At 64.4% G+C, this 21,210-nt stretch carries 23 protein-coding genes; 5 read left to right on the forward strand and 18 right to left on the reverse strand.

All coding sequences use genetic code 11. The features are described from left to right. Positions 1–10: 10 nt before the first annotated feature. Genes BMI01S_RS05355 through BMI01S_RS05395 form a run of 9 tightly spaced genes read right to left on the reverse strand, consistent with a single transcriptional unit; the run spans position 11 to position 7,138 of the window. Positions 11–256, reverse strand: a complete 246-nt coding sequence (locus tag BMI01S_RS05355) for a F0F1 ATP synthase subunit C (RefSeq protein WP_017774099.1) — start codon at positions 254–256, stop codon at positions 11–13. Next, a complete protein-coding gene (locus BMI01S_RS05360; RefSeq protein ID WP_028212994.1) occupies positions 253–951 on the reverse strand; it encodes a F0F1 ATP synthase subunit A in 699 nt (232 codons plus the stop codon). Before BMI01S_RS05360 ends, BMI01S_RS05355 begins: the two co-directional genes overlap by 4 nt. Beyond that, positions 948–1,223, reverse strand: a complete 276-nt coding sequence (locus tag BMI01S_RS05365) for an N-ATPase subunit AtpR (protein ID WP_036019654.1) — start codon at positions 1,221–1,223, stop codon at positions 948–950. The genes BMI01S_RS05360 and BMI01S_RS05365 overlap by 4 nt, the downstream gene beginning before the upstream one ends. Beyond that, complete coding sequence (locus tag BMI01S_RS05370; protein ID WP_028230272.1) at positions 1,216–1,521, reverse strand: AtpZ/AtpI family protein; 306 nt, start codon at positions 1,519–1,521, stop codon at positions 1,216–1,218. Before BMI01S_RS05370 ends, BMI01S_RS05365 begins: the two co-directional genes overlap by 8 nt. Beyond that, entirely contained in the window at positions 1,518–1,976 is a 459-nt protein-coding gene (locus BMI01S_RS05375) for a F0F1 ATP synthase subunit epsilon (protein WP_036044349.1), read from the reverse strand. Before BMI01S_RS05375 ends, BMI01S_RS05370 begins: the two co-directional genes overlap by 4 nt. Positions 1,977–1,985: 9 nt before the next feature. After that, positions 1,986–3,437 (reverse strand): F0F1 ATP synthase subunit beta, encoded by a 1,452-nt coding sequence (gene atpD, locus BMI01S_RS05380; protein WP_036044393.1) that lies wholly within the window; start codon positions 3,435–3,437, stop codon positions 1,986–1,988. A 44-nt stretch (positions 3,438–3,481) separates the two neighbouring features. After that, positions 3,482–4,132, reverse strand: a complete 651-nt coding sequence (locus BMI01S_RS05385; protein WP_028230270.1) for a BON domain-containing protein — start codon at positions 4,130–4,132, stop codon at positions 3,482–3,484. A gap of 42 nt (positions 4,133–4,174) precedes the next feature. Beyond that, a complete protein-coding gene (ppsA, locus tag BMI01S_RS05390) occupies positions 4,175–6,637 on the reverse strand; it encodes a phosphoenolpyruvate synthase (protein WP_081723321.1) in 2,463 nt (820 codons plus the stop codon). Positions 6,638–6,685: 48 nt separating this feature from the next. After that, positions 6,686–7,138 carry a universal stress protein gene (locus BMI01S_RS05395; RefSeq protein WP_028212990.1) on the reverse strand — a complete coding sequence of 151 codons (453 nt, stop codon included), beginning with the start codon at positions 7,136–7,138 and terminating at the stop codon, positions 6,686–6,688. Positions 7,139–7,328: 190 nt separating this feature from the next. Between BMI01S_RS05395 and BMI01S_RS05400 the strand changes: the two genes are divergently transcribed. Continuing rightward, the gene (locus BMI01S_RS05400) at positions 7,329–7,808 is read left to right on the forward strand and encodes a hypothetical protein (RefSeq protein ID WP_042288546.1); all 480 of its coding nucleotides are present in this window, start codon (positions 7,329–7,331) and stop codon (positions 7,806–7,808) included. Between the two features lie 53 nt (positions 7,809–7,861). On the opposite strand, the gene BMI01S_RS05405 is transcribed toward BMI01S_RS05400, so the two are convergent. Next, complete coding sequence (locus BMI01S_RS05405; protein WP_028212989.1) at positions 7,862–8,512, reverse strand: BON domain-containing protein; 651 nt, start codon at positions 8,510–8,512, stop codon at positions 7,862–7,864. 184 nt (positions 8,513–8,696) lie between these two features. Here BMI01S_RS05405 and BMI01S_RS05410 point away from each other — a divergent pair, with 184 nt between their 5' ends. Continuing rightward, positions 8,697–9,380 (forward strand): lecithin retinol acyltransferase family protein, encoded by a 684-nt coding sequence (locus BMI01S_RS05410; protein WP_409372309.1) that lies wholly within the window; start codon positions 8,697–8,699, stop codon positions 9,378–9,380. 211 nt (positions 9,381–9,591) lie between these two features. Here BMI01S_RS05410 and BMI01S_RS05415 read toward each other — a convergent pair whose 3' ends face one another. After that, the gene (locus BMI01S_RS05415; RefSeq protein ID WP_028230269.1) at positions 9,592–10,281 is read right to left on the reverse strand and encodes an NBR1-Ig-like domain-containing protein; all 690 of its coding nucleotides are present in this window, start codon (positions 10,279–10,281) and stop codon (positions 9,592–9,594) included. 97 nt (positions 10,282–10,378) lie between these two features. Here BMI01S_RS05415 and BMI01S_RS05420 point away from each other — a divergent pair, with 97 nt between their 5' ends. Together BMI01S_RS05420 and BMI01S_RS05425 are read left to right on the forward strand one after the other, a co-directional pair. Further along, positions 10,379–10,996: a hypothetical protein gene (locus tag BMI01S_RS05420; RefSeq protein WP_244145293.1), complete on the forward strand. Its 618-nt coding sequence runs from the start codon at positions 10,379–10,381 to the stop codon at positions 10,994–10,996. Next, on the forward strand, positions 10,993–11,625 hold the full coding sequence (locus BMI01S_RS05425) for a LysE/ArgO family amino acid transporter (protein ID WP_028230268.1): 633 nt from the start codon (positions 10,993–10,995) through the stop codon (positions 11,623–11,625). Before BMI01S_RS05420 ends, BMI01S_RS05425 begins: the two co-directional genes overlap by 4 nt. 110 nt (positions 11,626–11,735) lie before the next feature. On the opposite strand, the gene BMI01S_RS05430 is transcribed toward BMI01S_RS05425, so the two are convergent. The 5 genes from BMI01S_RS05430 to BMI01S_RS05450 form a co-directional block, all read right to left on the reverse strand. Next, the gene (locus BMI01S_RS05430) at positions 11,736–13,268 is read right to left on the reverse strand and encodes a phytoene desaturase family protein (RefSeq protein WP_028230267.1); all 1,533 of its coding nucleotides are present in this window, start codon (positions 13,266–13,268) and stop codon (positions 11,736–11,738) included. A gap of 298 nt (positions 13,269–13,566) precedes the next feature. Beyond that, positions 13,567–14,007 carry a hypothetical protein gene (locus BMI01S_RS05435; RefSeq protein ID WP_028230266.1) on the reverse strand — a complete coding sequence of 147 codons (441 nt, stop codon included), beginning with the start codon at positions 14,005–14,007 and terminating at the stop codon, positions 13,567–13,569. Positions 14,008–14,009: 2 nt separating this feature from the next. After that, positions 14,010–14,576 (reverse strand): hypothetical protein, encoded by a 567-nt coding sequence (locus tag BMI01S_RS05440; RefSeq protein WP_036019651.1) that lies wholly within the window; start codon positions 14,574–14,576, stop codon positions 14,010–14,012. Positions 14,577–14,819: 243 nt separating this feature from the next. Continuing rightward, positions 14,820–15,179 carry a septal ring lytic transglycosylase RlpA family protein gene (locus BMI01S_RS05445; protein WP_042288551.1) on the reverse strand — a complete coding sequence of 120 codons (360 nt, stop codon included), beginning with the start codon at positions 15,177–15,179 and terminating at the stop codon, positions 14,820–14,822. Between the two features lie 467 nt (positions 15,180–15,646). Continuing rightward, on the reverse strand, positions 15,647–16,279 hold the full coding sequence (locus tag BMI01S_RS05450) for an outer membrane lipoprotein (RefSeq protein ID WP_028230264.1): 633 nt from the start codon (positions 16,277–16,279) through the stop codon (positions 15,647–15,649). A gap of 344 nt (positions 16,280–16,623) precedes the next feature. Between BMI01S_RS05450 and BMI01S_RS05455 the strand changes: the two genes are divergently transcribed. After that, on the forward strand, positions 16,624–17,736 hold the full coding sequence (locus tag BMI01S_RS05455) for a BMP family ABC transporter substrate-binding protein (RefSeq protein WP_028230263.1): 1,113 nt from the start codon (positions 16,624–16,626) through the stop codon (positions 17,734–17,736). Between the two features lie 59 nt (positions 17,737–17,795). On the opposite strand, the gene BMI01S_RS05460 is transcribed toward BMI01S_RS05455, so the two are convergent. After that, positions 17,796–18,863 (reverse strand): purine-nucleoside phosphorylase, encoded by a 1,068-nt coding sequence (locus tag BMI01S_RS05460; RefSeq protein WP_028230262.1) that lies wholly within the window; start codon positions 18,861–18,863, stop codon positions 17,796–17,798. A gap of 203 nt (positions 18,864–19,066) precedes the next feature. Continuing rightward, the gene (locus tag BMI01S_RS05465; RefSeq protein WP_028230261.1) at positions 19,067–20,794 is read right to left on the reverse strand and encodes a methyl-accepting chemotaxis protein; all 1,728 of its coding nucleotides are present in this window, start codon (positions 20,792–20,794) and stop codon (positions 19,067–19,069) included. Between the last annotated feature and the right edge of the window lie 416 nt (positions 20,795–21,210).

Genomic DNA, 21,210 nt, shown 5'->3' on the forward strand with positions numbered 1-21,210 from the left:
GCGACCTTCGCTACTTGACGAACGGATTGGCGAACAGCAGCAGGAGCGCGATCACGAGGCAATAGATCGCCATCGTCTCGATCATCGCGAGGCCGACGAACAGCGTGCGCGAGACGGTGCCCGCCGAATCGGGCTGGCGCGCGATGGCGTCCATCGCGGCGGCGACCGCGCGGCCTTCCGCGAGCGCGGGTCCGATCGCGCCGAACGACACCGCGAGCGCGGCGGCGGCGATGCTGACGATTTCGATGAGATTCATGGCTTTTCCTGTGCGCGATGGCCGGCGCCCGAGCGCTCGCCGCCCGCCGCGGCGCCGACGAACACCATCGCCAGCACTGCGAAGATGTAGGCTTGCACCGCGCCCGTGAGCAGATCGAGCGCCATCAGCGGAATGGGCACGAGCAGCCCCGCGAGCGAAAGCACGATACCGACCACGAACACGCCGCTCATCACGTTGCCGAAGAGGCGCACGACGAGCGAGAAGGTGCGTGTGAGCTGCTCGACGACGTTCAGGGGGATCATCACCCAGGTCGGTTCGGCGAAGGCCGCCAGGTAGCCGCGCATGCCGCGCGTGCGCAGGCCGTGAAAGACGGTCGCCGCGAGCACGATCAGCGCGAGCGCCGCGTCGGTTTCGATATGCGCGGTCGGCGGTTCGACGCCTGGCAACAGCGACGACCAGTTGGCCGCCAGCACGAACACGAAGAGCGTGCCGATCAGCGCGCGGTACGGGGCGGGATCGCCTTCGATGGTGTCGCGAATCTGGGCGTCGAGCGTGGTGACGAACAGTTCGAGAACGGTCTGCGTCTTCGAGGGCACGAGCGCGAGCCGCCGCGTGAGCAGCCCCGCGGCGACGGCCATGCAGGCCATGATGGCCCACGTGATGACGACCGGCGCCGTGATCGCGAGCGGACCGAGGTGCCAGAGCGGCGTGGTGGTGAGCGGCGAGGCTTTCATCGTATCCGCACCGCCTGGCGCAGCACGGCATGGCGCGCGAGCAGGAGCCCCGCCATACCCGCAAGCAGCGCCGCCACGCCCGTGCGCGCGAGCGCGAAGAGGAGCAGCGCGGTCAGCACGCAGCGCACGGCCTGTGCGCCTAGCGCGACACCGATCCGGCCTGCAGCAAAGAAGCGCGCGTTCCAGCGCAGCGCCGCGAAATGCGCCGCGCCTGCCGCCGTGCCCGCGGCGAGCCCCTCCACGCACCTCAAAAGCGTCAAATGATCAGTCATCCTCATGGCTCCGTTCCTGCCGGCGCATCCATTTCCACGCGAACCAGAGGCCCGCGGCCGCGCCGAGCATGAGCATCGGCGCCGAGAAGAACACACGCGTGCCGAACAGCCGGTCGAGCATGTGGCCGATCGCGAGCCCCCCCAGCGTGGGCAGCACGATGGTCCAGCCAAGTATGCCCATCTGTCCGAGCCGGCTGCCGAGCGAAGGCTCGGGTTGCGCGCGGCCACGCGCCTCGCGCTGCGCGGCATCGCGCGCGGCGCGCGCCATGTGGTTCGACTCTCGCGACGGATCGCTCATCGATCTCGCTCCCGGGCCGCCGCCATCGCCTGCCCGTCCGGCATGAGCGGGCCGCGCAGATGGCGCAGCATCTGCCGCACCGCCTGGGCGTGCAGCCGCACGCTCTCCACGCGCACGCGCCGCTCGGCGTCGAGTTGCGCGGCGCGTACGCTGGCGACTTCGCGCTCCAGCCGCTCGAGCGAATCGCCGACGATCGCCTCGCGGCACGCGAGCGCCACCGTGCGTCCCGCCGATACCGTCATGACGCCGCCGTCCACCGCGCAATACCGGCGCGTCCCGTCCGCCGCGAGCCAACGCACCACCGAAGGCACGAGCATCGTGATGAAGTCCGCGTGACCCGGCCGGATGCCGAACGAACCGCTCTCGTCCTCGGCGCGCAGCGATCCGGCGGCCTCATGGTTCACCACGATGTCGAGCGGCGTGGCGATCGTCAGATCGAGCAGCGTGGCGTCCATTTGCGCCCCCTATGCGAGTGCGGCCGGCGTGGCCGCCGTTGCCGAAGCACGCTCCTTCTCGCGTGCCTCGTCGAGCGTGCCGACCATGAAGAGCGAGCGCTCCTGCCAGCCATCGCATTCGCCGGCGAGTATCGCCTTGCAGCCCGCCAGCGTATCGGCGATCGCGACCGAGCGGCCCGCTTGTCCCGAGAACGCCTCGGTCACCGCGAACGGCTGCGTGAGAAAGCGCTGCAGGCGGCGCGCGCGATGCACGAGCAGCCGGTCCTCGGCGCCCAGCTCCTCGACGCCGAGCAGCGCGATCACGTCCTGCAACTCGCGGTGGTGCTCGATGAGGCGCCGCACCTCGATGGCGACCGCCGCGTGCTCCGCGCCCACCACGAGCGGATCGAGCAGCACCGAAGACGAGGCGATCGGGTCGATGGCCGGATACATGCCCTCGGCGGCCATGGCGCGCGAGAGCACGACCATGCTGTCCACGTGCGCCGCGATGGTCGTCACGGCGGGATCGGTGAAGTCGTCGGCGGGCACGTAGACAGCCTCGACGGCCGTCACCGCCGCTTCCCCCACCGAGACGATGCGCTCCTGCAACGCGGCCACCTCGCTCGCGAGCGTCGGCTGGTAACCGACCCGCGAGGGCATGCGCCCGAGCGATGCCGATACCTCCGCGCCCGCCTGCACGAAGCGAAAAACGTTGTCGATCATCAGCAACACGTTCTGGTGCTTCTCGTCGCGAAAGTGCTCGGCGATGGTGAGCGCCGTGAGCGGCACGCGCCAGCGCGCGCCCGGCGGCTCGTTCATCTGCCCGTACACCAGCACCGTGCGTGCGAGCACATCCGAGCCGCGCATCTCCGAGAGCATTTCGTGGCCCTCGCGCGACCGCTCGCCCACGCCCGCGAACACCGAGATGCCCTGATAGCGCGCCACCATCGCGTGAATCAGCTCCATCAGGAGCACGGTCTTGCCGACGCCCGCGCCGCCGAACATCGCCGCCTTGCCGCCCTGCGCGATCGGCGCGAGCAGATCGATCACCTTGAGGCCGGTGGTGAAGATCTCGGTCGAACTACGCAGCGCCGCGAGCGGCGGCGGCGCGCGGTGGATCGGCCGGCGCGGGACGCCGGCGTCGAGCGGCGCGCCGCCGTCATGCGCCGTGCCGCTCACGTCGAGCAGACGGCCGAGCACCGCGTCGCCCACCGGAACCTCCAGCGGACCGCCTTGCGCCTCCACGCGGGCGCCGCGCCGCAATCCCGCCGTCGACTGCAAGGCGAGCGCGCGCACCGCCGTGGGCCCGAGATGCGCCTCGACCTCCGCGGTGAGACGCGAGCCGTCTTCGCGAACGATCGACAGCGCGTCTTCGACGGGCGGCAGTGGCCCGCTCTCGAACACGACGTCCAGCACCGCGCCGCGCAACGCGCTCACGCGCCCGACTGCACGCGGCGCGCGAACCGCGGCGGACGCAGACATGTCGTTCGAAGCGTGGCTCATGGGCACGGTGAGTCTGGGCGGCATCACGCCAGCACGAGTTCGTCGATGACCGCGCTCACGCCAGGCTGCGTCCATGCGGCGCCGCGCGCGACGGCGCGCTCGGCTTCCGAATCGACCGTGCCCTTCAGCGTGACCACGCCGTCGCTCATTTCGACGTGGATGTGGCTGACCTCGTCTTCGGCGTGGCGCTGGAGCGACTTGCGGATGCGCTCGCTGATCTTGCGCGGATCCATGCGCCGGCTCGCCTCCACGCGGCTCGTGATGCCCGTGACGCCGCGCAGGCGCACGAGCGAGTGAATCGCCAGTTCGCGCTGCCATTCCCATTCGACGGCCCCGCGCAGGAAAAGGTGGCCGTTCGCCACTTCGACTTCCACCGCGCGTTGCGGCACGCCTGCCGTCCAGTGCAGGATCGCGCGCGCCATGTCAGCGAGCGCTTCGTCACTGGGCGGGTTGGTGGCCGGCAGTTCGACCTGCAACCGCACGACGACCGAACGCGCGCCGCTCACCCGCTGTGCAGCGCGTTCCGCGATATGCGTCTGTGCAAGCGCAGGCACCCGTCCCCAGAGGCTCACGACGCCGTTCGCCACTTCGACCCGGATGTGCGATGCGTCCAGCGCGGCGTCGAACGCCAGTTCGTCCTGGACGTCCTGCTTCAGTTGCGTATCGGCTTTCATCGCATGCTCCGGGCGCGCGTCTTCATGACTCGAATCGGATTCCTAACTGGTTGAGATTGGCACGCTGCGGCTGCGAGCCGGTGCATCCGGACACGCATCGGGCATGCCGGCATCCGCATCGAGCGCGGGCTCGCTGGACGCGACGCGCCGCTTGACGGCGACGAAGCTGTCGGGACTCACCGAGATCGAGTCGATGCCGCACTCGACGAGGAAAGCCGCGAACTCGGGGTGGTGCGCGGGCGCCTCGCCGCACAAGCCGACCTTGGCCCCGGCGCGATGCGCCTCGGCGATGACCCGGCGCACCATCCATTTGACGGCTTCGCTCTGCTCGTCGAACAGGCCGGCGAGCTGCGCCGAGTCGCGGTCCACGCCCAGCGTGAGCTGCGTGAGATCGTTGCTGCCGATCGAAAACCCGTCGAAGCGCTGTGCGAACTCGCGCGCAAGCACCACGTTGGAGGGAATCTCGCACATCACATAGATTTCCAGACCATGGCGCCCGCGTTCGAGGCCGTTCTCGCGCATGACCGCGAGCACGCGGTCGGCCTCCTCCGGCGTGCGGCAGAACGGAATCATCACGACGACATTGGTGAAGCCCATTTCATCGCGCAGGCGCCGGATCGCACGGCATTCGAGCGCGAAGCCTTCGCGGTAGAGCGGCGAGTAATAGCGCGACGCGCCGCGAAAGCCGAGCATCGGGTTGGCTTCCTTCGGCTCGAACTTTGCGCCGCCCACGAGGTTCGCGTATTCGTTGGTCTTGAAGTCGCTCATGCGCACGATTACGGGACGCGGATACTGCGCGGCCGCGATACGCCCGAGCGCGCGAGAGAGATGCTCGACGAAGTACTCGGTGCGGTCGTCGTAACCCACGGTCAGATCGCGGATGGTGCGCTTCGCCTCCCCGTCCTTCAGCTCGTCGAAATGGACGAGCGCCATCGGGTGAACGCGGATCTGGTTGCTGATCACGAACTCCATTCTCGCAAGCCCTACTCCATCGGCCGGAATGCGCCACCAGCGAAACGCCGCCGCCGGATTCGCGAGATTGAGCATGATGCCCGTGCGCGTGTGCGGCATGTTCGAGAAGTCGATCTCTTCAGCGTGAAACTCGGCAATGCCCTCGTACACCATGCCTTCCTCGCCCTGCGCGCAACTGACCGTGACCGCCTGGCGGTTGCGCAGCACGCGCGTGGCGTTGCCCGTTCCGACGATCGCCGGCAGGCCGAGTTCGCGGCTCACGATCGCCGCGTGCGAGGTGCGGCCGCCGTGATCGGTGACGATCGCGGAAGCGCGCCGCATGATCGGCACCCAGTCCGGGTCGGTGGTCTGCGCGACCAGCACCGCGCCGTCCACGAAGCGCGCCATGTCGCGGGGCTGCTCGATCACGCAGACCTGACCCGCGCCGATCGCCTCCCCGACACTCACGCCCGAGAGCAGCTTCGGCCCCGTCTTGCCGATGCGCCAGGTCTTCAGCGCGCCGGCGTCGCGGCGCGACTGCACGGTTTCCGGTCGCGCCTGAACGATGAACAGTTCACCCGTGGCGCCGTCCTTCGCCCACTCCATGTCCATCGGGCAGCCGTAGTGCGCTTCGATGAGACACGCCCAGCGCGACAGATGCAGGATCTCGTCATCGCGCAGCACCCAGGCCATGCGTTCGGCGCGCGAAGTCCGCACGTTCTTCGTCGGCTGTGTCCGGCTGCGCGTGCGGATCATCTTGACCGCCTTCGCGCCGCGCGTCTTGCTGACGATGGGCGTGAGCGACGCCTCCTTCAGCAACGGCTTGAAGACTTCGTACTCGTCGGGGTCGACGGCGCCCTGCACCACGTTCTCCCCCAGGCCCCATGCCGCGTTGATCAGCACGATACGGTCGAACCCGGTTTCGGTATCGATCGAAAACATCACGCCAGCACCGCCCAGATCAGCGCGCACCATCTGCTGCACGCCCACCGACACGGCGACCTTGAGCGTGTCGAAACCCTTGGCCTGGCGGTAGCTGATTGCGCGGTCGGTATAGAGCGATGCGTAGCAACGCCTGCACGCGTCGAGCACGGCGGCGGCGCCGCTGATGTTCAGAAACGTTTCGAACTGCCCCGCGAAACTCGCCTCGGGCAGGTCTTCGGCCGTTGCGCTCGAACGCACGGCCACGCTCAGCGTCTCGTTGCCGGTCTGCCGGCAAAGGTCCGCGTAGGCGCTGCGGATGCCATCGGCGATGGCGGCAGGCCATTCGCCGCGCAAGATCGCTGAACGGATCAGTGCGCCCGTTTGCTCGAGCGTGCTGCGTTGGGCCGCGAGATCGTCCAGCGCGGCGGCGATCGGCGCGTCGAGGCCGTTCGCTTCGATGAAGTCGCGATACGCCTGCGCCGTGGTGGCGAAGCCGGGCGGCACCTTGACGCCGTGGGGCGCGAGGTTGGCGATCAGTTCGCCGAGCGACGCGTTCTTGCCGCCCACGCGCGCGAGATCGGCGCGCGTGACCTGCGCGAGCGAGACGACGGCCGAGGAAGCGTTTTCCATGGAATGCTCCGCTCATGAAGTGCGTTCAATGATTCCGGCTGGCCGCACTCAGGCGGGCTCGCCACGCACGAGCAGCACCGGACAATCCGCGTTGCGCACGAATTCCTCCGCCACGCTGCCAATGATGGCCCGCCTCACGCCGCGCCGGCCATGCGTGCCGAGCACGACGAGTTGCGCACCGAAGCGCGATGCGCAGCCTTGCAGACAGTGCGCAACGCTTTGGGTGATGCCTGCCACTTCGAGCAGTTCCGTCTCGCACTTCACGCCCGCGGCCTGCGCTTCGGAGCGCGCCGCCTTCAGGCGTTCCTTGGCCTCTTCGCGATACGACGCGAGCAAATCCGCGGGAACGTAGGTGAGCCCCATGCCGAACGGCGCCACGACGTCGATTACATGCGCAACACAGAGCTGGCCGCCCGTCAGCCGCGCAATGCGCAACGCCTCGGCGAGCGCCAGTTTCGAGGTCTCGCTCCCATCGAACGCAATCAGAATCTTCTCGTACATGCCCTGCCTCCTGACTCGCGGGCCATCCCGCGCCGCATTGCCCTGCCTGACGCACATCATCCGATCGGATGGCGTCTTCCCATTGACTTGCATCAAATGAAAACCGGCTTGACTTGCATCAGACGCAGCGCCGCGGGGAGCGGGATGCTCTTGCCGTGGCATTACCGGCCGCTCAAGCAAGGAGAGATCCATGAAAACCGCCTGCCGCCTTACGCTGATCGCCGTTCTGATCGCGGCAACGAGTCTCGACGCCAGCGTAGGTTCGGCGCAGACCGTCGCGACGCCAACGGAGAACGCCGCGACGCGGACCGTCCGTAACGGTGTCGCCTACATCACCGGCGGCGTGGGCAGCGACGAAGTCGCGGCGATGCGCAGCGTCGCCAGCCAGTACAGCCTGCGCATGACTTTCCTCACCCAGGGAGGCCAGTTCCTTTCTGACGTGGCTGTCGAGATCGTCGGGCCCTCCGGCGCTTCGGTCCTCAATACGAGCACGCTCGGACCGTTCCTTTACGTCTCCTTGCCCATGGGCAGGTACCAGGTCGCGGCGTATGCGGCGGGAACGAAGCAGACCCGCGTCGTGCACGTGAATGCGCGTCAAGGCACGAACGTCGAGTTCGTTTTCCCCGCGGCCGCGCATCAAGCCATGCCTTTGCGCGCCACCTCGCGATAGCGCCGCCAGCTACGCATGCCAAACGGCGCACGTTTCACGCGGCGACCGCCGCATCACTCCACGATCAGATCGTCCACCACGGCGCGCACGCCCGGTGCCGCCCACGCCGCGCCTCGCGCCACGGAGCGTTCCGCAACGGAGTGGACCTTGCCCGAGAGCCGGACCGTCCCCTCGTTCACGGTGACCTGAATATGCCGGGCCTCGCGGTCCGCATGTCGCCGCATGGCTTCGAGAATGTCCTTGCTGATCTTTTCCGGCGCCATCGTATTGCGGATGTCGATGTGATCCGTCACGTCCGCGACGCCGCGCAACTGCGCAATGGCGCGCACGGCGGTTTGACTCTGCCACGGCCATTCGACCGTGCCCCTGAGCACCACGTGGCCGTGCTCGACCTGCACCTGCACCGCGTCCTCGCTCAGCCCGGCTGTCCAGCGCAAAACGGAACGCGCGATGTGCGCGATGTCCTCGTCGGTGCGAACGTCCTCGCCGGGCAGGCGCACCTCCAGCTCGACCACCAGTGCGCGCACGCCGCCCACGCGGCGCGTGGCCTGTTCGGCGGCCATCTTCTCGGCAAGGCTCGCGAGATGTCCCGCAAGCGTCACCACGCCGTCTCTCACCTCGACGCCAATTCGCGAAGCGGTCACCGCCGGTTCCCACTCCAGTTCGGCTTCCACATCGTGCTTGAGCTGCAAATCGGTCTTCATCGTCGTCTCCGTCGAATCGGTCCCTGGTGGACCATCGAGACGAGCCTGGCACGGGCTGCATCGCGCCGGCTGATCTGCATCAACTACGCGGCGTCGGGCTCCGTTCCGTCCCGCAGTGCTCGCATCTGCTCGCATCGCAATTCGACATCAGCCGTTTTCCTTCACGGTGTCGGAGTTTTCCGACATGCAAAGCAGAGATCGGACATCAATCTCAGCCGGGGCTGATTGTTACCGCGTGCGTCAAAACCAATACTTCAGGCGTGGCGAAAGCGAAGGTGTCAGATGTTCAGCGGCGAGCAAATGCATATCCGGGACGCTGTCCCGGCCAGGTCAGGAGCCGCTGCTGGTTCTGGAGCGAGTCATGAGCCAGCACGCACAAGCCGGTAGTGCAGATGTCGTGTGTACACGCGATGTGTCAGTCGGCGCCCACCTCGCCACGCAGCGGCCCGGTTATCGGCATCACGGCATCTACGTCGGGAACGGCCGCGTCATTCACTACGCCGGCCTTTCGCGCGGCCTTGGCAGCGGCCCGGTCGAGGTCGTCTCCATCGAGCTTTTTGCTGCGGGCTTCGGCTTCGAGGTCGTTCAGCACCCGCACGCGCGGTACGCGGGACTCGAGGTCGCTCGCCGCGCGGCATCGCGGCTCGGCGAGAAAAACTACCGGTTGCTCACCAACAATTGCGAACATCTCTGCCTGTGGTGCGTGCTTGGACACGGGAAAAGCGAACAGGTGGATGCCTGCATGCGCAATCCTGCTCTCGCCGCACGAGTGCTGCTTACGTTGATGGTTTGCAAGCTGATGCGTGACGGTTTGCTGGCGTCTTTCGGCAAGACGATGAACATCCCGGTCCCGGTCCTGGGCTGCTGATGCCGCCGCCGACCGCGCCATGGTGAATGAGATGCATCAAACGCGACTGTCCGGAAATTTCCCTCTGGCTCGCGCGATGGCACCGCCACAAGACGGTGCTCGACGGGCTGGTCCCATGCAAGCTGGCAGCGCAGTCGAGTCTCCGCACACTGTTCCGGATGCGCTCGAACAACGATAGTCCGGAAAGCTCGGTCTATCGCCGATATCTGGCCTATCGAGCCATGACTGTCACGACTACATGCAGGATGAACGATGGACCAAAGCACGGATGCCCTTCGCGGTCCTCGATTCGCCAGATTGAGGCAACCGTGCAGTTTTCATTTGGCGCAGCGAAGTCGACCGACAGACGTATGGGTTGCCCCGGTTGCGTGTCGGGAATTGCAATTTCCCTGTGCAGACTCGACAGGTGCGCATCCAGAACGACCTCTAGCCCGGTATTGTTTCGGGTCCGCCGCGCCATCACGTACTCACCATCGACACGCACGAGGCGACGACCCAGCCACGGGCGTGTACCGAGGTTCTGTATCTCCCATACCTTTTGAAACACCTCTCCCGGCAGGACTACCGTTTGATCTGGCGTCGTGACATCGGCATTGAAGACGGCAACATCTTCCGGGTCGTGAAGGCCTACCGCCCTGTTCGTAGGCGCCACGGGTGCTCCCGTTGCTGGCGCTCCACTGAGATCAGCGTAGTAGCGGAACAGCAGCAATGGCGATACCTGTATCGCCCTGGCCAGTTTCACCAACGTCCGTACTGAGGGGTCTTGAGCGATTCCGCCTGAAAGCCCGTACAGATACGTTCTCGACAAACCCGCCTCCCTGGCAATCGCCGTCATCGATTTACCGAGTTCGCGGCCACGACGTGCGATCAACGCTCGCAGCGTCTCTTTCCTCACTTGCATTCGCTTTCCCCATCGGCCTGCAGGTGGCTACGCGATCGTACACCAGGAAGGACAGTTTGATCGTCGCTACAAACCGCAAAGTCCCGAGAATAGGCTGATGGCGACCACCACGGCCAGGGGCGTCAATCACAGAGCATGCTCGCTCGTTAGATGGGTGAGCAACAAAATTACTGAGAGCACGGTTGGCCGCAATGCAAACCAACGTGAACTGGAGACAGTGATGTCCGATATTCAAAGCTGCGCTGAAGCAATTGCCAGAACGGGATCTGGAACCATCTCGATGACCATGGCGATGATGGAGAGTTACGCATCGCTGATCGACGGCTTCCCAGCGATACCCGAAGAAACGAAGCGGAGTTATCGCTTCGATGACGAGACCGACGGATTTCTCCCATTCGGATCGGAATATGCTCATGCCGACACGAAGCCTGTGCGGTTGCTTGAAAACGAACTCGCCGTTCTATCCGGCTCACTACTCACTCAACTGTCCGATTGCGCGATTCCTGCGACCTACCACGCAGTCCTGAATCCCGGTCGGCCCCGCCAGCGCAGCTCGCTCATTTACTTCGCGAACCCAGATGGAGCAGAAGAGCTCATCGGATTTTGCAGGAAAAAGCGTGTCGACCTGTCCAGGTCGATGAATGTTCACCACACCCGATTCGGCAACCGGCCCATCGCTCCTCGAACATATCCGGCACTACCGGGCGTGCAATGATCACTCCCGTTACGTCGCAGTTCTTCGACGGGTTCTTGTTGGGGATAGTACTGTTTTCCGCCCCTGGCCCAAAAGATGCCCTGGTCCTACGCCAAGGGGCCAGTGGCGGCTCTCTATGGGGTGTAGTCGCCATCTGCGTTATCGCCGATGCCGTACTCATCGCAATCGGCGCGGCCGGCGTCGGGGTTCTGCTCGACAGCCACCCTCGGGTCGTATCAGCGATGCTGCTCGCCGGGGCCGCATACCTGGTCTGGTTTGGCGGACAGCGCATGCTGGCCTGCATCAGAAACACGTCCACGCCCAACGGAGTTGACGGCGCTCCCAATATCCACCGAAGCCTGTTGAATACCACGCTCATGCTCAGTTTTGCCAACCCCTACGCATGGTTGGATACCATCGTCCTCATTGGCTCGACAGGAGCGGCAACGCCAGTCGCAGCGCGCCCATCCTTTTTCATCGGCACGATGTCGGCATCATGTATCTGGTTCATGATCCTCGCCACGGGTGCCCGGAAACTCACAGGCGTCTTCAAATATCCGAAGGTCTGGCGCTGGCTCGACGCCGCTATCGCGCTATTGATGGCATACCTCACAGCAGGGTTGCTGCGGGATGCGATACGGTCGTTTTAGAGTCAAGGCAAAGGTATTGGCCAAGCCATATTCGGTGTCGTACTGGATGAAGCCCTGGGCACCGTTACCGCCCTCGCGGCGCTGCGCAGCCGGAAGGCGCGTCGGGCACATCAGGCCGGAAAGCCATCGGCCGCGTTCGGCGACTTCTGGTGACTGTCCGGCGCGAAGGCAATGCCATCCTGCCGGCACATGCGGCGCACCGCGCGCCGCGCGGTAATCAGGCCCGACGGCAAACCTCCGCCGGGCATGACCCACTGGCCGACCATCAGGAATCGCTGCAAGCCCGGCAGCGTGAGCGGCAACGGCCTTAAGCCCGTCTGAGGCGTGAGCAACCACCCTTCCATGCTGCCGTGCCAATTGCGTGTGCAGCGAACCACGGTGGCGGGCGTCGCAACATCGACCACTTCTATCGCATCGCCCACGCCGGGTATGCACGCGTTGAATATCCCGATCACGCCGTTCGCCACGCGTTGCTTTTCCGCTTCGTATTCCTGCGGATCGCGTTCGCTCAAATGCGACCAGTACTCCACATTGCGCGTCGGCAGCGTGCACGTTACGGCGGTCTTGCCAGGAGGCGCGAACGTCGGATCGTAGTTGAACAACCGGAAGGCAATCTGATTCAGCGCCGTTTGCGGATCGACCGTGAACGGCTTTTCGAGCAGACGGGTCATGTATCCGCACTGCTGCGAAAAATCGCGCGCCACACCGAGGCTCACCTGCAGGAACGAGGGGAAAGGCTTGTACGTGCGATAGACGTGCGCCATGCGCTCGCCGACATACCGCCCGTCGAGCAGATCGTAAATGATCGTGTGTCCGTCGGCGGCCGAGACGACCCAATCGGCCTCGATGCGCTCGCCGTCGCCGAGTTGCACGCCCACTGTCCTGTCGTTTTCCACGAGAACGCGCTCGACGCTCGCGCCTGTGCGCAACACGCCGCCAAGGTGCTGCAGGTTCTGCGCAATCGCGCCGATCACCGCCTGCGAGCCGCCAATCGGATAGCCCGCGTTGCGGTTGCTGACCCACGCGAGCGCGAAGACGAGCGCGAGCACTGCGAGCTGCGCATTTTCTCCTTCGCCAAAGAAGCCTCGCAGCAACGGGTCGTTGAACCGCTTGCCATAAGCTTCGGAGGTGATATGCGAGAGGTTTTGCAGAAGCGGCATGTGGGGAAGCAATTGCAGCCCTGTCCTGATGCGCTCTCGCCATGCACGGCTCAACGATGGCAGCGGGCAGTGACTCAGGCTGCGCACGGCATGCACGAACTGCCGGATCTGCGCTTCGTCGTGCGGCGCGTGCCGTAGCAGCTCGGCTTCGAGCCTTTCGAGATCAGGGTAGATAGAGAGTTGCTCGCCGCGTTCGCCTTCTACGCGCATCCATTCTTCCGGATAGACGAATTGCAGGCGGTCGATGTCGAACACTTCGCGCCATAACGCATGCATGGGGTCGCGCGGATTCGAGCCCAGCAGCCAGTGCAGACAAGCCTCGAAGGTATAGGCGCCGCGCCGCCAGCTGGTGGCGAGCCCGCCGGGACGTTCGTGCTGCTCGAGCACGGTGACGGCATACCCGCACTTGCGCGCATAGACCGCGGCGCAGAGGCCGGCGATACCGGCGCCAACGATGATCATTTTGGGGGCGATGGGATTCATGTCTGTGACTCCGGCGTGCAGGCCGCTGAATCGGGTACCAGGACACGCTGGTCGTTAGCGTCGTTCCTCGTCTTTCGAAGGTTGCCGACGCGGCTGCGCCGGTTCGTCACCAGGCGGCGCCGGCTCCCGCGTACAGGCGTCCGGGGGCGTGGAATAAGGGATGTCGTCGCAGCAACACGCGTACACCGGAAACCCGTATGCGTTCGTACCGACGATGGTCGTTGGCCCGTGCAGCGGGCACACGGCAGGATCGCCTATCACGCTTGTCCTCCTGATTTCGCCGGCGTGCCGAGAGACGCTACTTGCCTTGCAGCAGATCCATGAATGGCGGGAAGGTAAGCATCAAGCTTAACGCCAGCAGGACCGACGAGACCAGAATGACCCATCCGAGCGCCACCGATTTCGTGCCCCACTGACGCGAGAGCGCGAACCACGATAGCAGCCACACGACGATGGCGCTCGTCGTGACGCCTGAAAGCGCGCCCGTCGGCTTGTAGAACGTGAAGAACCTGGCAGCCGCCGGAAATGCATCGCCGGCGAGCGCGAACAGGCCGACGGCAAAGCATCCAATGCCCGCCGCGAGGATCGCGGCGGCCGCCGGTCCATTCGCAATCGTCTCCGCGCTACCGGACTGTGCCGCGCGTTTTGCCCCGGCCGTCTTTTCAGGCGCGAGCGATTCGCGAACCAGTCCCGCGTCTGCGGTCGAGGGCGAGCTGTTGCGGGTCTGTGGGGCGTTCATGTTCACTCTCCCGTCATGAGGTGGATCGCGGTGCCGCCGCGCACGGGCGCGTATTTGTTCAGGAAGGCGCCGAACGCCCCCGCTACGCCTGTCGCGATGAAGGCAACGACCGTAAATGCAAGGACAGCGTGGCGGATCTGCCGCAGCCTGGCGAGAGCGGGACCGTATTTCCCGAATACATACGCCACCATCGTGATGGAGATCGGGGCGAGCCAGGCCACATGCTCCTTCCATTCCATTCCGAGGCTGTGCCAGCCGGACGTGTCGCGACTCGACATCAGAAGGCTCTTTGGGTAGCTCGACAGGTCGGCCAGGCCTGCCGGCGGCACCGCCCGATACCACGGGTAAACAATGTATGCGCCCGAGAAGACAGCCGCCCAGGCGAGCACCACCATTGCGACCAGGTACACCATCAGCAGCCTGTGCTCCCTCGGCGACGGCACCGACGGGCCACCCGGCGCAGTCATGCGGTAAAGCTCGGCAATCGCGCCGGAAAACGCGAGCATGAAAAGCGCCCCGAAGCCCATGCCGTGCAGGACGGTCATCAGGTCGCGAAATGAAATTTCCATGATGGGTCTCCAGTCTGACCGCGTTTCTGCGTCTTTTCTTGTTCGAAATGCTGCGCTCAGACGCTCTATCACGTTTGACCTGAGTCAAGACTGGGGAGATCAAATACCAGGCAATGCGGAGCTGTCGCCCGACCGGCGCACAGTTCGCCGCACCGGTTTTCAGCGGAAACGCAACCAGGAATGCGCGCTAAGCGCATAGATAAGATTGGGCGCGTCCCGCAGGCTCGGGCCAGAAGACAACTGTCACCTTCCTGTTGTCAAGACTCCGGCGTCGTCCGGGTCCGCGTGCGTGTTCTCATTGCTTTCCACGCGTTCGATCTGCACTTGCATCGACCGTGCGTCTGTCAAACCCAAGGCCTTCGCCGCGGCATAGGAGAGATCGATAATGCGTTTTTTGACGTAGGGGCCGCGATCGTTGATGCGCACGACAACCGATTTTCCGGTTGCCAACGACCTGACGCGCACATGGCTGCCGAGCGGTAAGGTTCGATGGGCAGCAGTGAGTGCCCCGGCGTCGAAGCGTTCTCCGCTTGCGGTCAGTCGGCCCTCGAACTTCTCCGCATACCATGACGCCTCGCCCGACTGCACGATCTCGCGCCGCATATGACAGGAATCAGCCTGACACGCAGCATGCCTCGGCGCAATCTGTCCGCAAGCGGTGAATAATGCGCAGATTCCCAGGACGCCCATGTGGCGGAATGATAGCGCCATGGATTCACATGCCAGTCGGTGAGAGAGGATTAACTTCCGAAAGAGGCGGCGCATTTGGCGTGCCCGGATACTCGATCCGGGCGATTTTTCCAGGCTTCGCGCAATCGCCCGTGCGATGGGCACGGGCACGCCGCAAGTACGTGAAATAACTATTTATCAGCGGCCAAAAGGCAGCGCTGACGCCACTGAAATCTCGCGGACCGTTGCAACACGTTTTCGCAAAAGCAGGCAAACCACCTTCCCTTAGTCATCCTCATGATGTTCGTGAGACGCCATACGATCGAATCTCCTGTCCCCCATGAGTCCGTCGAGATGCACATGAAAATGCGATTCGTGAGGCGAGACGACCGCGTCCGCAATCAATAGCGCGCGAGCTGGCTGCCGTTGACCTGTACACGATCGCCCGGGCGCAGGTCGCCCGGCGTCGGCACGTTGAACGCTCGCGTCGAGCCGTCGCTCATGCGCACGTCGATCTGGAATCCCGTGGGCTGACCCATCTGCTGGCCAATCTGGTTGCCTGCGTAGGCTCCGCCGAGCGCACCGATGACGGTCGCTGCATCGCGACCGTGTCCCCCTCCAACCTGATTACCGAGGACGCCGCCAACCAGCGCGCCGACCACGGTGCCGGCAATGCCCGAAGCACCCGTGGCGCTACTCAGGGCGTGGATGCCCGCGATCGTGCCGTACTGCGTGCCGTACTGCGTGCCATATTGATTGCCGTGTTGCGAGTTGTATTGCGAACCGTACTGGCCGATGTTTTGCGTGTCACGCGGCGGCTGCGGCGCGGGGGGCGCCTCGTAGACGGGTTGCCCAACGGTGCCCGGTTGTGCGTACACGGGCTGGCTGGGCGCGGGCGCAGCATACTGGCTCTGGTAGCCTTGCTGCGCGCCGTACGGCGCGTATCCCGTAGCAACGCATGCGGACAACGAAAGACTGGCCGCAGCGACAAGCGCGGCGATGAGGGCGGACCGGGTAGAAAGGATGGGCATCACGGTGGAGTTGGCTTTGCCGTTGCGCCGGGCACGGCGAATTAAACGAGAGGAAGGCAGTTGCGCGGCAGTATACGGAATGCTCGCCCGCTCGTCCGCTGCGCGACGGTAACAACATGTAAAGTCCGTTGCGGGGTTAACGGCGAGCGCCGGCCTCTCCGGATCGCGACGATCTTTTGGCGCGCGCCCCGCTCCCCCGAAGGAATCTATATCGAATCCGTTATACATCACATAACGGATCATATTTTCGGCTTCAATATTGACTCACGACCATCTTCGCTGGCGCGACGCAGCCGGCCGTCTGCCCAATGGCGTCGCATCCTTACCTTCCCGTCTTCGGAGATTCAATGAGAACAACATTCGCGCGCGCGGCGATCCGCTCACTGCGCCCTGCGGTCACGCTTTTGGCGGCGCTTGGCACCTGTGTCGCGCTGAGCCCCACGGCCCTAGCAGCGGTGCCGATGGGCGTCGCGTTCGTCTACCTCGGCAACCCCGGCGACGCTGGCTGGACCTACGCGCACGAACAGGGCGTGAAAGCGATCGAAGCGAAGTTCGGCGACAAAATCAAGGTCACGCGCGTCGAGAACGTACCCGAATCCGCCGACTCGGAGCGCGTGTTTCGCGATCTCGCGAACAAGGGCAACAAGATCATCGTGGGCTCGAGTTTCGGGTTTCAGGATTTCGAACTGAAGACCGCAAAAGATTATCCCGATGTCGTTTTCGAGCACGCAACCGGATACAAGAAGGCCGCGAACTTTGCGACCTATGACGTGCGCACGTACCAGAGCGCGTATCTGGCCGGGCTAGTCGGCGGATATACGACGAAGACGAATACGCTCGGCTTCGTCGCCTCGGTGCCGGTGCCGGAAGTGGTGCGCAACATCAATGCCTTCACAATGGGTGCGCGTTCGGTCAATCCGAATGCGAAAGTGAAGGTCGTCTGGATCAATAGCTGGTTCGACCCGGGCAAGGAGAAACAGGCCGCCGAAACGCTGATCGGCCAGGGCGCCGACGTGCTGATCCAGAACACCGATTCGACGGCCACGATGCAGACCGCCGAGCAGAAGAAAGTGCACGCGTTCGGCTGGGACTCGGACATGAAGAAGTTCGGCCCGAACGCGCAACTGGGCGCATGCGTGAGCTATTGGGGCGTCTACTACTCGCACCTGGTCGAGCAGGTGCAATCGGGCAAGTGGACCAACGCGCCGACGTGGTGGGGGCTCAAGGAAAAAGCAATCGACCTCGCCGACATCAACACGGCGGCCGTATCGCCAACCGCGCAAAAGGCGCTGGTGCAAAAGCGCGACGACATCATCGCCGGCAAATTCGATCCGTTCGCGGGGCCGATCAAGGACCAGAGCGGCGCGATCAAGGTGGCGGCCGGCACGTCGCTGCCCGATGCCGAATTGCTGCGACTGAACTGGTTCGTGCAGGGCGTGGAGGGCACGTTGCCGAAGTAACCCGGCGGACATTAGGCAACGCGAACCGGCGCGGTACGCTTCACCGCGCCGATAACGCGCTAGCGCTGCGGCACGCCCTCGCGCCACTCGCCCCAATGGGTGATGATGTCCTGGACGAGCGGATTGCCCGCGAGGAACAGATTGGCGATCGCGATCGTGAAGCCGCCCTGCGATGCGTAGTTGAGCAAATTATCTGCGCTCGATTGCTCCGCATACGGCCGGTCGAAGTCCGAGCCGGCACGCAGCACCGCGACGCGCTTCAGATCGACCCGATGTGCGGTCGCCGCGCGCGTGAGCGCCTCGAAGGTCGCGTTGTCTTCCTGCTGCGTCGTGCAATACGTGCCCTTGCCGTCGGTCAGGATCTTCGTCCACTGTCGCGCTCGCTCGCCGAGCTCTGTGCCCGACCACCAGGTATCGCCCGCCAGCGTATCGCACTGGATCACCGTGGGCGGGCGGTTCGCGGGCGCGTAGTTGTATTTGGCCCGGGCAGCCTGCGCCTGTGCGTTATCGGTCAGCGTCACGCTGCGCGACAGCGCGAATGCCGCCTTCGAGAGCGCCGGGTTGAGCTGGAATACTTCAGTGCGATAGTCGAGCGGCGGCTTCTGCGTCGGGTCTGTCGTGTTGATGCCGAGATAGCCGGTTTTCCAGACCGACGGGATTTCGCGTCCGTCGATCTCCCACTGAATGCCGAAGTCGACGAGCCAGTTCGCCCAGGCAGCGGAACCGACCGTCCCCTGAAGCGGATCGATACCGGCGATGCCCGCCACCATGAAGTACGTGCGACGCAAATCGAAACGCGGTGAGAACGTGAGCGCCATGATCGACGCGGCGGCGTTCGCGTGCCCCATGCCCGTCGTCATCACGCAGACGTCGTGGCGATTGCAGTGCACGGCCGGGTAGTCAGGGGACAGGCCCGCGACGGTGATGTCCTGCCATGGTCCGAGATTATCGAGCCATACTTGCCCTTCCGGGCCGAACATCGAAATGATCATCACCTTGACCGGACGCCCATGCGGGCCGCCATCATCCTGCGCAAAACCGTCGTCGGCATGCGCGATGGCCGGGACAACGGCCGCGCCGGCCACTAACAACGATGAAATCACTGCAGCAAAAGCACGATTTAGCATAAGGGGCCCCACCTTTCAGGTAAGAACTGCGGTTGCGCAACGTGAATCGCGTGCCGTTTTGTCGACTGATGTCGCGGTTTTTTTTCGGCGTGCAGCGTGGGACCTGGGCGTGAACCGTTCAGGCAACAGTGAGTATAGGCAGCAAAAAAAATGTGTGGCGGCAAGCAGAAGCAATTCGATGCGGACCTTCTTCGCATCGACGATCAGAACATCTCCCACTCTTCGTTGGACGACCTTGCCGCCGTTGCGGGGACAGGAGCGGCAGCACCGATGGCCGGCTTCGCAACTGGCTTTGGCACGCGGGTCGTCACCCGTGCTGCCGGGCTCGCCGCGGGCGCGCGCTTGCGGCCGCTGGGCATCGCCGCGCGCGAGGTCGCAGTGCCGGAATCGGAGAGCCTGAACACGGCGACGGCAGTGGTCAGATTCGTCGCCTGCTCTTCGAGTGAATGGGCGGCCGCCGCAGCCTCCTCGACGAGCGCGGCGTTTTGCTGGGTCACGTCGTCCATTTGCATGACGGCCTGATTGACCTGCTCGATGCCGCGGCTCTGCTCCGCGGAGGCGACCGCGATTTCGCCCACGATGTCCGATACCTGCTTGATAGCGTGCTTGACCTCGCCCATCGTCGCGCCAACGTCGCCCGCCTGTTGCGCACCGTGCCTGATCATCGCCACCGACGAACCGATCAGTTCCTTGATTTCCTTTGCCGCCGCCGCGGAACGCTGTGCCAGGCTGCGAACTTCACTGGCGACCACCGCGAAGCCCCGACCCTGCTCACCCGCACGCGCCGCCTCCACAGCGGCATTGAGCGCGAGGATGTTGGTCTGGAACGCAATGCCCTCGATCACACCGGTGATCTCCGAAATCATCGTCGAACTGCCGCTGATCTGCTCGATCGTGCCGACCATCCCTTGCACGGCCTCGTTGCCCGCATCGGCCATATCGGTGGCCCGGGTTGCCAGCGTATTGGCCTCGCGGGCGTTATCGGCGTTCTGCTTCACGGTTTCGGTCAGCTCGGTCATGCTCGATGCGGTTTGTTCGAGCGATGCCGCCTGTTCTTCGGTGCGGGCCGACAGGTCAGTGTTGCCGGCAGCGATTTGCCTCGCCGCCACGGTGACCGACTCGGCGCTCGACTTGATGCCCCGCACCGTATGGCTCAACTGCACGTCCATTTTGTTCAGCGCTTCGAGCAATTGGCCGAATTCGTCTCGCGTGCGCACCGTGATCCGGTTTTCGAGCTGACCGGCGGCGATCTGGTTTGCGACACCCACCGCTTCGCCGAGCGGTCCCGTGATTGCACGGGACAAATAGAACATGGCCGCCATGGCGCCCGCCATGCCCATGCCGATCAATGCAATGGAAACCCATTGAATCGTGCCGAAGGTGGCTTCGCTGTCGTCGACAGACTGCTTCGCCTGGCGACGATTTTCGGCGATGTCGTCGGCGAGCGAATTGCTGGTCGCATTGGTCGTTTCGCCATACTTGTCAACGAGCGCAGAGACGGCGTCATAGTTGCCGGATTCGAGTTGCGCCAGCTGCTCGTCCACGCCTGCTTTGAACTGCGGCAACAAGGTCTTGATGCGCTCTGCGATTTCACGCTCCTTGTCGCTGGAAACGCGACCCGGATAGTAGTCGCTCCAGGTCTTGTCGAGGCGCGCCTGAGCTGCGTGAATCTTTTCGATGTTGACTTTTGTCTGGGCCGCGTCGTGAAGCGACTGGGCGCGGCGAACCAGCAGGCGGATTTCGAACTGCCTCGCTTGCAGGTCGGTCAGATCGAGTATCGGAAGCAGGTTCCCTTCATAGGATGCGTTGACATTCGAATTCAACCGCGAGAGACCGAACTGCCCAAAGGCACCGATCGCGACGATGAGCGCCAGACATAAACCGAATGCGAGAACGATCTTGAACCGGATGCTTTGTGTGAACGTGTGCATGCTGCTTTCCTGATGGTCTGCGTGGCTCGCGGTCATGCGGGACGCAGAGGTGGATTTTCGCGTAGTCGGTGCGCGTGAGCGGGTTTACGGTATGTCGCCGCCACGACTGAAACGCAGCGGGGTCAGGTTTTCCTGAATCTTGGGTAAGGAGCCACTGGATTTAGCCGCGTTGCATCGCGCGCGGTCGCGCCGGCACGAGGCAAGGGCAGTATTTCGCCCGTCGATGGCGTGACGCATCGATACCGCGCACCGATCTGGTGAATTTAGTCCCACAACGAGCGAAAACTTGCGCGGTCCTTTTCCAGGCTTCAGCCTCACAGGCTTGGCGCACCGGCATTGGCGCGGTCCTTGCTTCGAGCACGGCACGCTCGCAGTCGATACCCGTTCGCGCGCGAATCACTCTTCGGAAATCCCAG

Source organism: Paraburkholderia mimosarum LMG 23256 = NBRC 106338, assembly GCF_000739815.1.
In the GTDB taxonomy this organism is placed as follows: domain Bacteria; phylum Pseudomonadota; class Gammaproteobacteria; order Burkholderiales; family Burkholderiaceae; genus Paraburkholderia; species Paraburkholderia mimosarum.